The organism is Roseateles amylovorans (assembly GCF_025398155.2).
Classification (GTDB): domain Bacteria; phylum Pseudomonadota; class Gammaproteobacteria; order Burkholderiales; family Burkholderiaceae_C; genus Roseateles; species Roseateles amylovorans.
The window spans coordinates 5,720,021-5,737,060 of record NZ_CP104562.2; the positions used below are offsets into that span (position 1 = coordinate 5,720,021).

At 67.3% G+C, this 17,040-nt stretch carries 10 protein-coding genes; 8 read left to right on the top strand and 2 right to left on the bottom strand.

The window, feature by feature from the left end:
• Positions 1-98: 98 nt before the first annotated feature.
• The 8 genes from N4261_RS23695 (at position 99) to N4261_RS23730 (ending at position 14,963) form a co-directional block, all read left to right on the top strand.
• Positions 99-1,364 carry a CaiB/BaiF CoA transferase family protein gene (locus N4261_RS23695; RefSeq protein ID WP_261757692.1) on the top strand — a complete coding sequence of 422 codons (1,266 nt, stop codon included), beginning with the start codon at positions 99-101 and terminating at the stop codon, positions 1,362-1,364.
• Positions 1,361-2,137, top strand: a complete 777-nt coding sequence (locus tag N4261_RS23700) for an alpha/beta fold hydrolase (RefSeq protein ID WP_261757693.1) — start codon at positions 1,361-1,363, stop codon at positions 2,135-2,137. Before N4261_RS23695 ends, N4261_RS23700 begins: the two co-directional genes overlap by 4 nt.
• Before the next feature lie 396 nt (positions 2,138-2,533).
• Entirely contained in the window at positions 2,534-3,691 is a 1,158-nt protein-coding gene (locus N4261_RS23705; RefSeq protein WP_261757694.1) for an ATP-binding protein, read from the top strand.
• Between the two features lie 150 nt (positions 3,692-3,841).
• Positions 3,842-4,354, top strand: a complete 513-nt coding sequence (locus N4261_RS23710) for a TlpA disulfide reductase family protein (RefSeq protein WP_261757695.1) — start codon at positions 3,842-3,844, stop codon at positions 4,352-4,354.
• Between the two features lie 1,258 nt (positions 4,355-5,612).
• Entirely contained in the window at positions 5,613-7,028 is a 1,416-nt protein-coding gene (locus N4261_RS23715; protein WP_261757696.1) for an MdtA/MuxA family multidrug efflux RND transporter periplasmic adaptor subunit, read from the top strand.
• 16 nt (positions 7,029-7,044) lie between these two features.
• The gene (locus tag N4261_RS23720; protein ID WP_261757697.1) at positions 7,045-10,221 is read left to right on the top strand and encodes an MdtB/MuxB family multidrug efflux RND transporter permease subunit; all 3,177 of its coding nucleotides are present in this window, start codon (positions 7,045-7,047) and stop codon (positions 10,219-10,221) included.
• Positions 10,218-13,406: a multidrug efflux RND transporter permease subunit gene (locus tag N4261_RS23725; protein ID WP_261757698.1), complete on the top strand. Its 3,189-nt coding sequence runs from the start codon at positions 10,218-10,220 to the stop codon at positions 13,404-13,406. Before N4261_RS23720 ends, N4261_RS23725 begins: the two co-directional genes overlap by 4 nt.
• Positions 13,407-13,562: 156 nt before the next feature.
• Positions 13,563-14,963 (top strand): efflux transporter outer membrane subunit, encoded by a 1,401-nt coding sequence (locus tag N4261_RS23730; protein WP_261757699.1) that lies wholly within the window; start codon positions 13,563-13,565, stop codon positions 14,961-14,963.
• Positions 14,964-15,159: 196 nt separating this feature from the next.
• On the opposite strand, the gene N4261_RS23735 is transcribed toward N4261_RS23730, so the two are convergent.
• Both N4261_RS23735 and lipA read right to left on the bottom strand, forming a co-directional pair.
• Positions 15,160-15,948 carry a hypothetical protein gene (locus N4261_RS23735; protein ID WP_261757700.1) on the bottom strand — a complete coding sequence of 263 codons (789 nt, stop codon included), beginning with the start codon at positions 15,946-15,948 and terminating at the stop codon, positions 15,160-15,162.
• Positions 15,949-16,020: 72 nt separating this feature from the next.
• The gene (gene lipA, locus N4261_RS23740) at positions 16,021-17,040 is read right to left on the bottom strand and encodes a lipoyl synthase (RefSeq protein WP_261757701.1); all 1,020 of its coding nucleotides are present in this window, start codon (positions 17,038-17,040) and stop codon (positions 16,021-16,023) included.

The window sequence follows — 17,040 nt, forward strand, 5'->3', positions numbered from 1 at the left end:
TTGCGAACCATCTCATCGCCCTGATCCGCAGGTGCCGCGTTGTTGCCATGACCACTTGCATCGGACGATTATGGGTGTTCGATCGACCACAATGCCGCATGAGCGAAGCGACCTCCCTCCCCTCCTCCGCCATGGCCCTGCAGGGCGTGCGTGTGCTGGACCTGTCCCGTGTCCTCGCCGGCCCGTGGTGCACCCAGACCCTGGCCGACCTCGGCGCCGATGTGATCAAGGTGGAGCGCCCCCCGCAACGCGGCCACCCTGGCGGGGACGACACCCGTGCCTGGGGACCGCCCTATCTGAAGGATCGCAACGGCCAGGATTCGTCCGAGGCAGCGTACTACCTGGGCGCGAACCGCAACAAGCGCTCCATCGCGGTCGACATCGCCAGCGCGCAGGGTCAGGCCTTGATCCGGGCGCTCGCCCTGCGGGCGGACGTGCTGGTCGAGAACTACAAGGTCGGTGACCTCGCCCGTTATGGACTGGACGCCGCCACCTTGCTGCAACTCAATCCCCGGCTGGTGTTCTGTTCAGTGACCGGATTCGGCCAGACCGGCCCCTATCGCGACCGCGCGGGCTACGACTATGCGGTGCAGGGCCTGGGTGGTCTGATGAGCGTCACCGGCGAACAGGATGCCCAGCCTGGTGGCGGCCCGCAGAAAGTGGGCGTCGCCGTGGCGGATCTGTTCACCGGCATGTATGCCACCGTGTCGATCCTGGCCGCGCTGCGGCACCGGGATGCCACCGGACAGGGCCAGGTGGTGGACATGGCGCTGCTGGACACTCAGGTCGCGATGCTTGCCAATCTGGGCGCGAACTATCTGTGCACCGGTCAGACGCCGCGGCGCATGGGCAATGCGCACCAGAACATCGTTCCCTATCAGGTCTTCCAGGCGAGCGACGGCCATCTCATCGTCGCGGTCGGCAACGACAAGCAGTTCGCCAAGTTCTGCGAGATCCTTGGCGAACCGGCCTGGGCGCTGGATCCCCGCTATGCGACCAATGCCCAGCGGGTGCGCCATCGGGACGACCTGGTCCCCTTGCTGGCCGTGCGGATCGCTGCGAAGCCGCGCCAGCATTGGCTGGAGGCGATGGAAGCAGCCAAGGTGCCGGGCGGCGCCATCAACGACCTGGCGGAGGTCTTTGAGGATCCGCAGGTGCGCGCACGCGACATGGTGGTGCCCATGGATCACCCGCTCAGCGATCAACTCCGCCTGGTGGCCAGCCCGATCAAGCTCTCCGCCACCCCGGTGGCCTACCGTTTGCCGCCGCCTCTGTTGGGACAACACACGGACGAGGTGCTGGCCGAACTGGGCCATGACCCTACCGCCATCGCCGCCTGGCGCGCGGCAGGAGTGATCGCATGACTTTCCCGGACGACGCGACGCACGACGCCTCCGAAGCAGGCACCAACATCGTCCTGGTGCACGGCGCCTGGGGGGGTGCCTGGGTCTGGCGGCGGGTGCTGGGACCGCTGCGCGCGGCTGGCCATCGGGTGTTCACCGTGTCCCTCAGCGGCACCGGCGAGCGCGCGCATCAGTCGCACCGGGACCTCACGCTGCAGACCCACATCGATGATGTGAAAGCAGTGATCGAGTGCGAGGAACTGCAGCGCGTGCTGTTGGTGGGGCACAGCTACAGCGGCATGGTGATCACCGGCGTGGCGGACCAGATGCCGGACCGCATGACGCGGCTCGTCTATCTGGATGCCGTGGTGCCCTTGCCTGGTGAAGCGTGGTCCAGCCGTCACACGCCGCAAACCCAGGTCGACCGACGCGACCTGATCGCCCGGTACGGCCACCTGCCGCCCGCGCCGCCCACCGGCATGGGATTGAATGCCGACGACTTCGACTGGGTGGCGCGCCGCCAGCGCCCCCATCCCGGTGGGGTCTATGACAGTCCGCTGCAGTTCGACGCCGACGCCTGGCGACGCCTGCCGCGCACCTTCATTGACTGCAATCGCCCCGCGCTGCTCACCATCGCCGGCTCCCGTGAACGGGTCCGCCAGCAAGGGGATTGGGACCTCCATCAGATCCCCACCGGGCATAACGCGATGATTTCCGCGGATCAGGCGCTGCTCGACATCCTGCTGCGGTTGGCGGCGAGCACCGCACCGTCTCAGGGCACGGCAGCGTCCTGATCGCTGAGAAGATCAACACGGGCCCAGGTCTTGGCCATGCATCACGTCGCCGAAGCGGCAGGCTGACCGCAACACGTGACCCTCAGGGGCTGCCCAGCAACCGGTAGGTGGCTCCCCCCGTTGCACAGCATTGGCGACCAGATCGTCCCCTTTCGATGTTGCGGATGCCCGCGTTGGGACGCACCCAAAGGCCGGCCCGAAACGACCTGGCACCGTCGCAATCAAAGCCGGCGCGAAACTGGCACACAAATTGTTTCAATTCGTGAGGCATTTCACGACTGCAGCGGGGTGCCCGCTTCGCCCCCAAGTCGGGGGATGGACGCTACCGGGGGGGCTCGGAACCATGGCGACCTTCCACCGCGGCGCACGACTGCGGGGCGACGAACCCGAGAACCCATGCCCAGCCAGACTTCGCCCGACGACGCACCGACCGCCGCGAATGACATGGCACCGCGGATCAGCGACACGCAGTGGGGGGAGATCGTTCAGCAGCTGGGCGCGGAGATCGCCGGCCCGCTCAGTCATGCGCTGGAACGCATCCAGCAGTTGATCAGCACCGGCCAGATCGACCGGCAGGGTCTGCGGGCGCTGCGGGAATCCGTGGTCCATGCGCGGGAAGCGGGCATGGCCACCCAACAGTTGTCGCGGCTGGCGTCCGGGCGGTTGCGGCTGTCCCGGGAGCGGGTGCATCTGACCCAGGTGCTGCGTGGCGTTCTCGCCCAGCGCAGTCGGGAGACGCAGGCCCGGGGCATTCAGATCCGCCAACTGCTGCAGCCGATCGAGGTGATGAGCGACGCCTCGCTGCTGTTCTCACTGCTCAATGCGGTCATGGACTGGGCGCTGGTCAACACCCATTCCTCGCTCGAGATGCGGCTGGACATGACGGCCTGGCCGACCAAGGCCCGCCTGGTGTGCCGTTTTGCGCATCGGTCCCTGGACCTGGGCAGTGCGCCGGCCGCGGCGATTGCCGAACTGCCCGAATCCCTCAATTCGCTGAAATGGCGACTGATCGAGCAGACCGCGCTCACCCTGGGCGTGCTGCCGCTGCGCGAGGACGACGCCGGCATCACGCGGCTGACCCTGGAGTTTCCGCACATCGTCAGCGACGACCCCAGTCTGCCGTCGCCGCCCGTTCCCGCGCACCTGGACCGTGATGATCCGCTGCCCTCGCACAACTCCAAGCCGCTGGCCGGATGCCATCTGCTGATCGTCTCGCCCAGGCGTGAGCTGCGTCAGCAGATCCAGGCCTCGATCCGGCACATGGGGCTGATCGTGGATGCGGTGTCGTCCATGGAAGAGGCGCTGCGCTTTTGCGAGGAGGGCCTTCCGCATGGCATTGCCTTCGAACAATCGCTGCGCGATGCTGACTTTGACCGGCTCTATGCCGACATCACTGGCGAAGTTCCGCACTTCGCTTTCATCGAGGTGAGAGAGGGTGAACAACAAACCCAGCTCTCGACCGCCACCCAGGACCGGATGGCGCGCATCTCGCGGGCAAACCTGCCGGACGCCATGCCGTCGGTGCTGCTGTTCGAACTGTCCAAGGCGCTCTGACCTGAACGCCCTCCCCGCCGGGCGGCTTTCGCCCAAGCGCTGAGACGGGGGGGGGCAGAACATGATTTCGGGCAATCTGGGCATCGCGAACGGTCGGGTATGCCCTCACCGGCTGGAAGGCGACGGGGTGCTGGCCTACACTTGGTCGCCATGAAGCTGCCTCGTTGGATTGCCCCTGTGCTGCTGGTTGCCGTGCTTGGCGCGGGTGCTGGCCTGGCCTATCAAAGCCTGACCCGGCGCGATGTGGCGCCGCAGGTCGACTATGTGCTGCTGGACGGCAGCACGAAGAACTCGAGCGCGGCCTGGCCGGGCAAGGTGATGCTGGTGAACTTCTGGGCCACCTCCTGCACCACCTGCGTCCATGAGATGCCGCAAGTGATTGCGACGCACCAGAAGTACAAGGACAAGGGCTTCGACACGTTGGCGGTGGCCATGAGCTACGACCCGCCGGCCTATGTCGCCAACTTCGCCGAATCTCGCCAACTGCCGTTTGGCGTTGCGATCGACAACACCGGCGAAATCGCCCAGCGTTTCGGCAAGGTTCAACTGACGCCGACGACCTTCCTGATCAACAAGCGCGGCGAGATCGTCAAGCGCTTCGTCGGCGCGCCTGATTTCGCCGCACTGCACCAGACCATCGAAAAGTTGCTGGCCGAAAGCTGAAGCCAACACCCGCCCACTGAAGCCGCCTCTCCAGGCGGCTTTCTGCTTGAAGGGCCGCCCCCTTTGACTGGGTGCCTCACGGTCAGCGCTTAGAAGGACGCAGTCCACCCGCTTCCGCAGCGCGGGTGCAACGTCACGCATCGCATCGCATCGCATCACCTCGCACCGCATCGCAACCTGCGACCGACAACGAGACCATCGGAGACGCGCCGACGGATCGCCTCGGTGTCTCGCACCGAGAGGGCCGGCGGCCCTGGGAGCGAATGCGAAGCGTCTGAGCGAACAGGGCTGCCGGTCCTCACGGTGCCGCGCCGAAGGAGGCAGTCCAACCGCATCCTCAGCACGGATCCAACGTCGAGCATCACACCGCACCGCAACCTGCGAACGACAACGAGATCATCGGAGACGCGCCGACGGATCGCCTCGGTGTCTCGCACCGAGAGGGCCGGCGGCCCTGGGAGCGAATGCGAAGCGTCTGAGCGAACAGGGCTGCCGGTCCTCACGGTGCCGCGCCGAAGGAGGCAGTCCAACCGCATCCTCAGCACGGATCCAACGTCGAGCATCACACCGCACCGCAACCTGCGAACGACAACGAGATCATCGGAGACGCGCCGACGGATCGCCTCGGTGTCTCGCACCGAGAGGGCCGGCGGCCCTGGGAGCGAATGCGAAGCGTCTGAGCGAACAGGGCTGCCGGCCCTCGCGGTGCCGCGCAGAAGGAGGCAGTCCACCCGCATCCTCAGCACGGATCCAGCGTCGAGCATCACACCGCACCGCAACCTGCGAACGACAACGAGATCATCGGAGACGCGCCGACGGATCGCCTCGGTGTCTCGCACCGTGAGGGCCGGCGGCCCTGGGAGCGAATGCGAAGCGTCTGAGCGAACAGGGCTGCCGGTCCTCGCGGTGCCGCGCCAACCGCTGCAGCCATCGCAAACCCGAATCCAACCGCAGCCTTCCGCTCACCCGCCCAAAGCCCTGACCCAAGGCACCGCCATCCCCCTGCAGTGGCAAACGCACAAACCCACCAACCGCCCCCGCTTTGCGATTCTTTTCCTGAGGGACACGGGACCGCTGCCGCCTGATACTAGGGTGTCGACATGGCCCCGCCGGCCCGTACCTCCCTGCCGTCCCGAGGGATGTTCGCGGCCTCGCCCTGGGCTGCCTCACCTGAAATTCCCTGCCCTCCCCTCGCGCCGCCTCGATCCGCCGGCGTGTCGAGCGAGGGTTTGCCTCCGGATTCATTCGCCTGTCCCGCATGAACACGAACAAGATCACCTCCCGCTCGACGGCCGCCTCTCTGCCCCTCCCCAGCCTCCGCCGGACCGATGTCCCGGCGCAAGCCCGCCGCGATCAGCACGAAGCGGGCAAGGCCACGCCCTGGATCCTCGCGCTGGTGGTGTTGGCCGCCGCCGGGGGCGGCTGGTGGTGGTGGAAGAGCCGACAGGCGGCGGAACTCGCCGGGGGCGGGGTGCCTCGGCCGGCCAGTCAGGCCAGTGGGGTGGGTGGCCCGGGCGCGCCGGGTACCCTTGGCGCCGGCGGTCCTGGCGGCAACCGACGGTTTGCGAACCGGGTGCAGCCGGTGTCGGTCGCGCAGGCGCGGTTGCAGGACATCCGCCAGACGGCATCGGCCATCGGCACCATCAGCGCGTCCAATACCGCGGTGGTGCGGGCGCAGGTCAGCGGTGTGCTGCAGGCGATTCATTTCAAGGAAGGTCAGCAGGTCAAGGCAGGACAGCCGTTGGCGCAGATCGATCCGCGCGCCTTTCAGGCCACGCTGGGCCAGGCGGAGGGCCAGCTCGCTCGGGACAAGGCCACCCTGGACAACGCCCGCATCGACCTGACACGCTACAAGGACCTGGTCGCCAAGGACGCCGTCGCCCGGCAGCAGCTGGATACGCAGGAAGCCCTGGTGCGCCAGCTCGAAGGCACGGTGAAGGCCGATCAGGCGACGGTCGACAGCGCACGGCTGCAATTGACCTACACCCGGGTGATCGCGCCGATCAGCGGTCGCGTCGGCCTCAAACAGGCGGATATCGGCAATGTGGTGCAGACCAGCGACACCAATGGCGTGGTGTCGATCACCCAGACCCGTCCGATCGCGTTGACCTTTGCGGTGCCCTCGGCGCTGCTGCCGCAGATCTCTGCCAGCCTGCGCGGCAACGCGCCGATGACGGTCGAGGCCTGGAGCCGGGATGGCAAGACCCGGCTGGCCACCGGCAAGGTCGCCACCACCGACAACGCCATCGACGTCAGCACCGACACCATCAAACTCAAGGCGCTGTTCCAGAACGACGACGACGCCCTGTTCCCGAACCAGTCGGTCAGCGTGCGCCTGCAGCTCGCCACGCTGGACCGCCAGCTCTCGGTGCCCGCCGCAGCCGTGCTGCGCGGCTCGCAAGGCTTCTATGTGTATGTGGTGAATGACGACAGCAGTGTCGCCACCCGGGTGGTCACGCCCGGTGCGGTGGATGGCGACTGGATGGCCATCACCGGCCCGGTGAAGGCTGGCGAACGGGTGGTGATCGACGGCGTGGACCGCCTGCGCGAAGGCGCCAAGGTGGAGGTGATCGCCGCAGATCCGAAGCAACGTGCGGGCGCCAATGCGCCGGCCGGTCGACGCGGCCGCGGCGCCAGCGCGCCGGGCGCCGGCGCCTCGGGCGGCGGCAACTGAGCCGGGACCCCAGGCGATGAATCCCTCACGTCCCTTTATCGAGCGGCCGGTCGCGACCTCGCTGCTCATGCTGGCCATCCTGCTGGCGGGCCTGCTGGCCTATCGGCTGCTGCCGCTGTCGGCCCTGCCGGAGGTGGATTACCCCACCATCCAGGTCACCACGCTGTATCCGGGTGCCAGCCCGGAAGTGATCTCCACCACCGTCACCGCGCCGCTGGAACGCCAGTTCGGCCAGATGCCGGGGCTGAGCCAGATGACCTCCAGCAGTTCCGGCGGTGCCTCGGTCATCACCTTGCGCTTCTCGCTGGGACTGTCCCTGGACGTGGGCGAGCAGGAGGTGCAGGCCGCCATCAATGCCGGCTCCAATCTGCTGCCCAGCGACCTGCCCATGCCGCCGGTCTACAGCAAGGTGAATCCGGCCGATGCCCCGGTGCTGACCATCGCCATCACCTCGCCGTCGCTGCCGGTGATCAAGGTGCATGACCTGGTCGAGAACCGGCTGGCGCCCAAGCTGTCGCAGGTCGACGGGGTGGGTCTGGTGAGCATTGCGGGCGGACGCCGTCCGGCCGTGCGCATCCAGGCCAATCCGCGCACGCTCGCGGCCCTGGGCCTGTCGCTGGACGATGTGCGCAGCGCCATTGCGTCGGCCAACGTGAACCAGGCCAAGGGCAGCTTCGACGGCGCCCAGCGCGCCTCCACCATCGATGCCAACGATCAGCTCAAGTCCGCCGCCGAATATCAGAACCTGATCATTGCGTGGAAGAACGGCAATCCGCTGCGGCTCAAGGATGTGGCCGAGATCGTCGACGATGCCGAGAACCTGCGCCTGGCCGCCTGGGCCGACACCACGCCCGGCGTGATCCTGAATGTGCAGCGCCAGCCCGGCGCGAACGTGATCCAGACGGTCAACCGCGTCCAGGCCCTGCTGCCTCAGTTGCAGGCCACCCTGCCGGCCTCGGTTGATGTGCAGGTGCTGGCCGACCGGACCACCACCATCCGGGCCTCGGTCGACGACACCCAGATCGAACTGCTGCTGGCCATCGCGCTGGTGGTGGCGGTGATCTTCGTTTTCCTGCGCAGCGCCCGCGCCACGCTGATTCCCAGTGTGGCGGTGCCGCTGTCGCTGGTGGGCACCTTCGGCGTGATGTACATGGCCGGCTTCTCGATCAACAACCTGACGCTGATGGCGCTGACCATCTCGACCGGGTTCGTGGTGGACGACGCCATCGTGATGATCGAGAACATCGCCCGCTATGTGGAGGAAGGAGACTCGCCGATGGAGGCGGCCTTCAAGGGCTCCAAGCAGATCGGCTTCACCATCATCTCGCTGACGGTTTCGCTGATCGCGGTGCTGATTCCCCTGCTGTTCATGGGCGATGTGGTCGGCCGGCTGTTCCATGAGTTCGCGATCACGCTGGCGGTGGCCATCCTGATCTCGGCCTTCGTGTCGCTGACCTTGACCCCGATGATGAGCGCGCGGCTGCTCAAGCCGGAAGCGGAGCAATCGCATTCACGCCTGGGCGCCTGGTTCGGCGACCGTTTCGATCGGATGATCCAGGCCTACGGCCGCGGCCTGGACTGGGTGCTGGACCGACCGGTGCTCACCCTGCTGGGCTTCGCAGCGACGCTGGGCCTGACGGCGCTGCTGTATGTCTTCGTGCCCAAGGGCTTCTTCCCGGTGCAGGACACCGGGCTGGTGCAGGTCATCACCGAAGCCACCCAGAGCACCTCGTTCGATGCGATGGGCGAGCGCCAGCGCCAGCTGGCCGAGGTCTTCCTGCAGGACCCGGACGTGGACCACATCGCCTCGTTCATCGGCGTGGACGGGGCCAATGCGTCGCTCAACACCGGCCGGATGCAGATCACGCTCAAGCCCTTTGCCACCCGGCACAGCTCCGCCACCGAGATCATTGCCCGGCTGACCGAGGCCAACCGCCAGGTCGCCGGCATCACCGCCTACATGCAACCGGTGCAGGACCTGACGATCGAGGACCGGGTGTCCAAGACGCAGTACCAGTTCCTGCTCAGCTCGCCGGATGCCACCGACCTGGCCCAGGCCAACGAAGCGCTGCTGGCGCGGCTGCGCACCTTGCCGCAGCTCACCGATGTCGCCAGCGACCTGCAGAACCAGGGTCTGCAGGCCTGGGTGCAGATCGACCGGGAGGCCGCCGGCCGCCTGGGCGTCACTGTGGCCGCCATCGACACCGCGCTCTACAACGCTTTCGGGCAGCGGCTGATCTCGACCATCTACACCCAGTCCAGCCAGTACCGGGTGGTGCTGGAGGCCGGTGCCGAATTCCGCACCGGTCCGCGCGCGCTCGAAGGGCTGTATGTGCCCGGCAGCACGACCACCACCAATGCCAACGGCACGAGCACCACCACCACGGTGCAGGTGCCGCTGAATTCGGTGGCGGAGGTGAGCGAGCGCCCGACCGCGCTGGCCATCAACCATGTGGCGCAGTTCCCCGCCGCCACCCTCTCCTTCAACCTGCCCCCCGGCGTGGCGCTGGGTGACGCGGTGGACGCGATCAAGGCGGAGCAGGCGAAGCTGGATCTGCCGGCCAGCGTGGAAACCAGCTTCCAGGGCGCGGCCGAGGCCTTCGGTAATTCGCTGTCGAGCACGCTGTTCCTGATCCTGGCCGCGGTGGTCACGATGTACATCGTGCTGGGCGTGCTGTATGAGAGCTACATCCATCCGGTGACCATCCTGTCGACGCTGCCGTCGGCCGGGGTCGGCGCCTTGCTGGCGCTGCTGGTGGGCGGGCTGGATCTGGGGATCATCGCGATCATCGGCATCGTGCTGTTGATCGGCATCGTGAAGAAGAACGCGATCATGATGATCGACTTCGCGCTCGAAGCCGAACGCGAGCAAGGCCTGGAACCGCGCGCCGCCATCCATCAGGCCAGCCTGCTGCGCTTCCGCCCGATCCTCATGACGACGATGGCCGCCCTGCTGGGCGCCCTGCCGCTGATGCTGGGCACCGGCGTCGGCCATGAGCTGCGGCATCCGCTGGGGGTGACCATGGTCGGCGGTCTGATCGTGAGCCAGCTGCTGACACTGTTCACCACGCCGGTCATCTACCTGGGCTTTGCCCGACTCTCGCAACGCTGGCGCGAGCGACAGCAACGCCGCCAGGGCGTGCCGTCGGACAGCGCGCGCACGGTTGAGCCGGACGTCGCGGAACGGCCATGAACATCTCGGCCCCCTTCATCAACCGGCCGGTCGCGACCACGCTGATCACCATCGGCATTGCGCTGGCCGGCCTGCTGGCTTATCGGCTGCTGCCGATCGCGCCGCTGCCGCAGGTGGACTTCCCGACCATCTCGGTGTCGGCGTCGTTGCCGGGCGCCAGCCCGGACACGATGGCCGCCACCGTGGCCACGCCGCTGGAACGCGCCCTGGGCAGCATCGCCGGCGTGACCGAGATCACCTCGCGGTCATCGCAAGGCTCGTCCAATGTCACTCTGCAGTTCGACCTGAGCCGCGACATCGACGGCGCGGCCCGCGATGTGCAGGCCGCCATCAATGCCGCCCGCACGCTGCTGCCCAGCGGCATGCCCAGCAATCCGACCTACCGCAAGGTCAACCCGGCCGATGCGCCGATCATGATCCTGGCGCTGACCTCGCAGACCCTGACGCGCGGCCAGATGTACGACGCCGCCTCCACCGTGCTGGCCCAGCGCCTGGCGCAGGTGAGCGGCGTGGGCCAGGTGAATGTGGGCGGCGGCGCGCTGCCGGCGGTACGGGTGGAACTCAATCCCGACAAGCTGGCGGCCAACGGCATTGCGCTGGACACGGTGCGTCAAGCGATCGCCAACACCAATGCCAACCGCCCGAAGGGCTCGGTGGAGCAAAGCGGCCGTTACTGGCAGATCGGTGCCAACGACCAGGCCCGCACCGCGGCGGACTATGCGCCGGTGGTGCTGAGCTACCGCGACGGCGCCGCCCTGCGGTTGCGCGATGTGGCCCAGGTGGTGGACTCGGTCCAGGATGTGCGCAACTACGGGGCATCGAACGGTCAGCCGGCGATCCTGCTGTTCATCCAGAAAGAGCCCGGCGCCAACATCATCGAGACGGTGGGGCGCATCCGTGAGCTGTTGCCGCGGCTGCAGGCGTCGGTGCCGCCTGCGATCGAGCTCAAGGTCATCAGCGACCGCACGCCCACCATCCGCGCCTCGCTGGAGGAAGTGGAGCGGGCGATGGCGATCGCTGTCGGGCTGGTGATCCTGGTGGTGCTGCTGTTCCTGCGCAGCTGGCGCGCCACGCTGCTGCCGGCGGTGGCCGTACCGGTCTCGTTGGCGGGCACCTTCGGCGTCATGTATTTGTGCGGCTACAGCCTGGACAACCTCTCGGCCATGGCGCTGACGGTGGCCACCGGCTTCGTGGTGGACGACGCCATCGTGGTGCTGGAGAACATCACCCGCTACATCGAACAAGGCGCCACGCCGCGCGAGGCCGCCTTGCGAGGCGCTCGGGAGATCGGCTTCACCGTGGTGTCGATCAGCCTGTCGCTGGTGGCGGTGTTCATTCCCATTCTGCTGATGGGCGGCGTGGTGGGACGGCTGTTTCGCGAGTTCGCGGTGGTGCTGTCGTCGGCGATCCTGGTGTCGATGGTGGTGTCGCTGACGACCACGCCGATGATGGCCTCCCGGGTGCTGAAACCCCGTCGCGAACCCGAACCCGGCAGCGCCCAGCGCCCGGGCTGGATCACGCGCCAGGCCCACCGCTTCAATCGCGGCCTGGTGCGGGGCTACCGGCGCTCGCTGATGTGGACGCTGCGTCATCAGCCGGTGGCGATCGCCTCGCTGGTTGCGGTGGTGGCGCTCAATGTCCATCTGTACGGTGCGATCCCCAAGACCTTCTTCCCGCAGCAGGACACCGGCGTGCTGATCGGCGGGGTGCAGGCCGATCAGGGCAGCTCCTTCGACATGATGAAGGCGCGGGTGGACCGCTTCATGGAGATCATCCTCTCCGACCCGGCGGTGCAGAACGTCAACGGCAACACCGGCGGCGGCCAGCGCAACTCGGCCAATTTCTACATCACGCTCAAGCCGCTGGCCGAACGCCGGATCTCGGCCGACGGCGTGGTGAACCGGCTGCGCGAGAAGATGTCGCACGAGCCCGGCGCCAACCTGTTCCTGGTGCCGGTGCAGGACATCCGCATCGGCGGCCGTCAGGCCAATGCCCAGTATCAATTCACCCTGCAGGCGGACGACCTCAACGACCTGCGCACCTGGGAACCGCGGGTGCGCAGTGCGCTGTCGCAACTGCCGGAGCTGACCGACGTCAACACCGACCAGCAGGACAAGGGCGTGCAGACCTCGCTGGTGATCGACCGTGATGCGGCTGCCCGGCTGGGCGTGACTGTCAGCACCATCGACACCACCTTGAACAATGCCTTCGGCCAACGCCAGGTGGGCGTGATCTACAACCCGCTGAACCAGTACCGGGTGGTGATGGAGCTGTCGCCTGAATATCTGCAAGGGCCGCAGACGCTGAGCAAGCTCTATGTGATCGGCAGCGGCGGCACCCAGATTCCGCTCTCGGCCTTCACCCGGGTGGAGACGACCAACACGCCGTTGTCGGTGAACCACCAGGGCGGCGCACCGGCGTCGACGATCAGTTTCAACCTGCCAGAAGGGGTGTCGCTGTCGCAAGCCACCGACGCCATCCATAACGCCATGGCGGAACTGGGCGTGCCGGTCTCGGTGCGCGGCAGTTTTGCCGGCACCGCCAATGCCTTCCAGGACGCCCTGAAGTCGCAGCCGCTGTTGATCGGGGCAGCCATCATCGCCATCTACCTGGTGCTGGGCATGCTGTATGAGAGCCTGGTGCATCCGGTGACCATTCTCTCGACACTGCCGTCGGCCGGCGTGGGCGCCTTGCTGGCGTTGATGATGTTCAACACCGAGTTCTCGATCATTGCGTTGATCGGCGTGATCCTGCTGATCGGCATCGTGAAGAAGAACGCGATCATGATGATCGACTTCGCCATCGCCCGGCAGCGCACCGATGCCCGACTGACCGCCGGTGCGGCCATCTTCCGCGCCGCCAAGCTGCGGCTGCGGCCGATCCTGATGACCACCTTCGCCGCCATCTTCGGCGCGGTGCCGCTGGCCCTGGGCAGCGGTGACGGCGCCGAGCTTCGGCAGCCGCTGGGCATCGCCATCGTTGGCGGGCTGATCCTGAGCCAGTTGCTGACGCTCTACACCACGCCGGTGGTCTTCGTGCTGATGGAGCGGCTGCGGCTGCGTGCGCAGCGTCGTCGCCATGCGGCCAAGGCCAAGGCCACCACGTCTCCCACGGACACCGGAATCGCCCCGACCGCTGCGTCGCCGGCGGCCTCCGGCTCGCCGATGAACTCTCCGCAGGGCTGAGCCATGTCGATCCCTCGTTCTTGTTTTGATCTGCCTCCCGCACGGCGTACCGGCGCGCTCGCCGACCTCGCTGCCCTCACCGGCTCACGGACCGCCCCAGGGACTGGCTGCCGCACCGACCCCGGCGCGCCCCTGCGGTCCCGGTCCAGCGCCGCCATGGCGTTGGCCGTCGTGCTGCTCGGCGCGCTGAGCGGCTGCGCCGTCACCCGCCAGGACCCGCCCCCGGCGGTGACCGCGCCGACCGCCTTCAAGCAGGACGACCTGTGGCGCAAGGCACAGCCGGGCACCGCGCCGGCCACCGTGCCGGACCAGTGGTGGACCTTGTTCAACGACCCGGTGCTGGATGATCTGCAGCAGCGGCTGGTGATCGGCAACGAGAATCTGAAGGCTTCGATCGCGCAGGTGGCCAGTGCGCGGGCGGCGGTCGACGCGAGTCGAACGGTGATGTTCCCGACCCTCTCGGCCGGGTTCTCCGGCACCCGCAGCGCCAGTCCGGACGGCAATGTGAGCGGCGGCTCGATCAGCCGCGGGGCGACCAACAGCGTGTCGCTCTCGCTCAATGCCAGTTGGGAAGCCGATCTGTGGGGCCGGCTGCGACTGGCCAGCGAGGGCGCGCAAGCCACCTTGCAGGCCAGCGCGGACGATCTGGCGGCAGCTCGTCTGTCCGCGCAGGCCACGCTGGCGCAGACCTATTTCTCGCTGCGCACCGCCGAGGCGCAGGAACAGCTCTATGAGCGCAGCGTGCAAGCCTACGAACGCTCGCTGGCGCTGACCGAGGCGCGCTACCAGGGCGGCGTGTCGGCCCGCAGCGATGTGCTGCAGGCGCAGACCCAGTTGCGATCCGCCCAGGCGCAGTTGCTGGAAACCCAGGCCAGCCGCGCCCAGTTGGCGCATGCGATCGCGGTGCTGCTCGGCTTGCCGCCGTCCGCCCTGGATCTCACGCGCCAGGCCGTGCTGCCGCAGGCGCCGGCCGTGCCGCCGATGCTGCCGTCCGAACTGTTGGAGCGCCGGCCGGACATTGCAGCGGCCCAACGCCGCGTGGCGTCCGCCTACGCGCAGATCGGCGTCACGGATGCGGCCTTCTTTCCGTCGCTCACGCTTTCGGGCAGCGGTGGCTATCGCAGCAGCACCCTGTCGAACCTGGTGAGCGCGCCCAACCTGTTCTGGTCGATCGGACCGTCGCTGGCGGCCTCGATCTTCGATGGCGGCAGTCGGCGTCTGGCCAGCGCGCAGGCCCGGGCCAGCGCCGACCAGGCCACGGCGACCTACCGGCAGGCGGTACTCACCGCGCTGCAGGAGGTCGAGGACAACCTGATCCTGGCCGACCGCCTGGCCCGCGAGGCCGAGCTGCAGCAGGAAGCGCTGGTTTCTGCACGTCGGAATGTCGAGCTGGTGACCGACCAATACCGTGCAGGCACGGTCAGCTTCCTGGAAGTGACCACTGCCCAGAACAGCGCCCTCACCACCGAGGCGTCGTTGCTGTCGGTGCGCAACCGGCAGCTCGCTGCGGTGAACATGCTGCTGAAGAACATCGCGGGGCGATGGACGCCGGCATGATCCGGGGGATCGCAGTGAGATCCGGGCAGCGGACAGGCACCACACCGGCACGAACCTCCCGCCTTGGCGGCGTGTCCCGCCGACGTGATCGGGGCCGGCGCACGGCGGCGCCGACCGTCACGCGAGTCTGATTCCGCAGCCCGCGCCACTCGCGCGACGTTCGCGCGCCGTTCCCGCCGGCGCCTTGCGGCCTCGGTCACTGTGCGCCCCCTTGACCCGATGTGGCCGCAGGTTCAGGCCTGCGCCGTGCAGCGACGACTTGGCCAATGAGGGCCGGATGAAGGGGAATGGATTGTTCCACACACCACTCCAAGGGCCTGCCGTTGCGCACGATCGTGTTGACGCGACGGACATGGCTCTCGACGCTTGTCCGTGAGTGGGCTGGGCGTGCCGACCTCAGCAGGTAGCTGTTTCCATCAATCTGCAAGCGTCCTCTCTGGCGCAGGGCCTCCCAAGAGGGCGGCAATGGGCAATGGGCGAGGCCGCGATTGCAGGCCCCGCTCACCCAGACACGCACCAGCTGAGGGGCCTCCACATCGGGAAAATGTTGAAGGGTGTTCCCATTGAGATAAATGTCCTCCAGATGCCCGAAGCCGGGCAGGCGCGGCAAGTTGCTCACGTTCACACACTGCAAGCCCAACGTCTTCATTTGCTTTCGCCAAGCGGCTTCGATGATTTCGGCCGCCATTTCGCGCCCTTCATCCTGCGTTTGAGGCTCCTGCAGCCAGCGCTGAAGGTTGTCGAGCAATGGTCGAGGGTCCGAGAACGGGTCGGGGCCATCTGATTCCCCGACGAACATGGCGTGGGTGGCAGTGGCGTTGAAGCGGTCCAGAGAGAACATGATCTGAACATGGGCGAGAGGGACGAAGCCCGTCAGTTGGTGGGCACCCCTCGGGCGTTCGGTATGCCCCGCATCCAGAATGGCGCCCGCCAAAAGACAAAAGCCAAAAGACAAAAGCCAACGGCCCGTGAAGGGCCGTTGCAAGGTGGGGCGTTCTCGGTGGTTCTCGGTGGCCGGATCGCCGGTATCGGCGATCCGTGCCGTGGCCGACCCGCGTCAGATGGCGGCGGTGGCCTGACCTTCAGCGTGGCCGGCCTTCTCCAGCGCGGCATGGGCCTGCTGGTCGGCGTGGTAGCTGCTGCGCACCATGGCGCCCACGGCGGCGTGGGTGAAGCCCATCTTGTAGGCCTCTTCCTCGAACATCTTGAAGGTGTCGGGGTGAACGTAGCGGCGGACCGGCAGATGGTGGCCGGACGGCGCCAGGTACTGGCCGATGGTCAGCATGTCGATCTGATGCGCCCGCATGTCGCGCATGACCTGCAGGATCTCTTCATCCGTCTCGCCCAGACCCACCATGATGCCGCTCTTGGTCGGCACGCCGGGCACCGCTTCCTTGAAGCGCTTGAGCAGGTTCAGGCTGAACTGGTAGTCCGAGCCCGGACGCGCTTCCTTGTAGAGCCGGGGCGCGGTTTCCAGGTTGTGGTTCATCACATCGGGCGGGGCGGCCTTGAGGATGTCCAGCGCGCGGTCCATGCGGCCGCGGAAATCGGGCACCAGCACCTCGATCTGGGTGCGGGGGCTCAGCGCCCGCACCTGGCGGATGCACTCGGCGAAATGGCCGGCACCGCCGTCGCGCAGATCGTCGCGATCCACGCTGGTGATCACCACGTAGTTCAGCTTGAGCGCGGCGATGGTCTTGGCCAGGTTGAGCGGCTCCTCGGCATCCAGCGGATCCGGTCGGCCGTGGCCCACATCGCAGAACGGGCAGCGCCGGGTGCACTTGTCGCCCATGATCATGAAGGTGGCCGTGCCCTTGCCGAAGCATTCGCCGATGTTGGGGCAGGAGGCTTCCTCGCAGACGGTGTGCAGCTTGTGCTCACGCAGGATCTGCTTGATCTCGTAGAAGCGGGTGCTGGGCGAACCCGCCTTGACGCGAATCCAGTCGGGCTTCTTCAACTGCTCCGCCGGCACGATCTTGATGGGGATGCGTGCGGTCTTGGCCTGGGCCTTCTGCTTGGCGGTGGCGTCGTAGTCCGCCGCGCTCTTTGCTTCGTGAGTGATGTTCTCGGTTGCCAT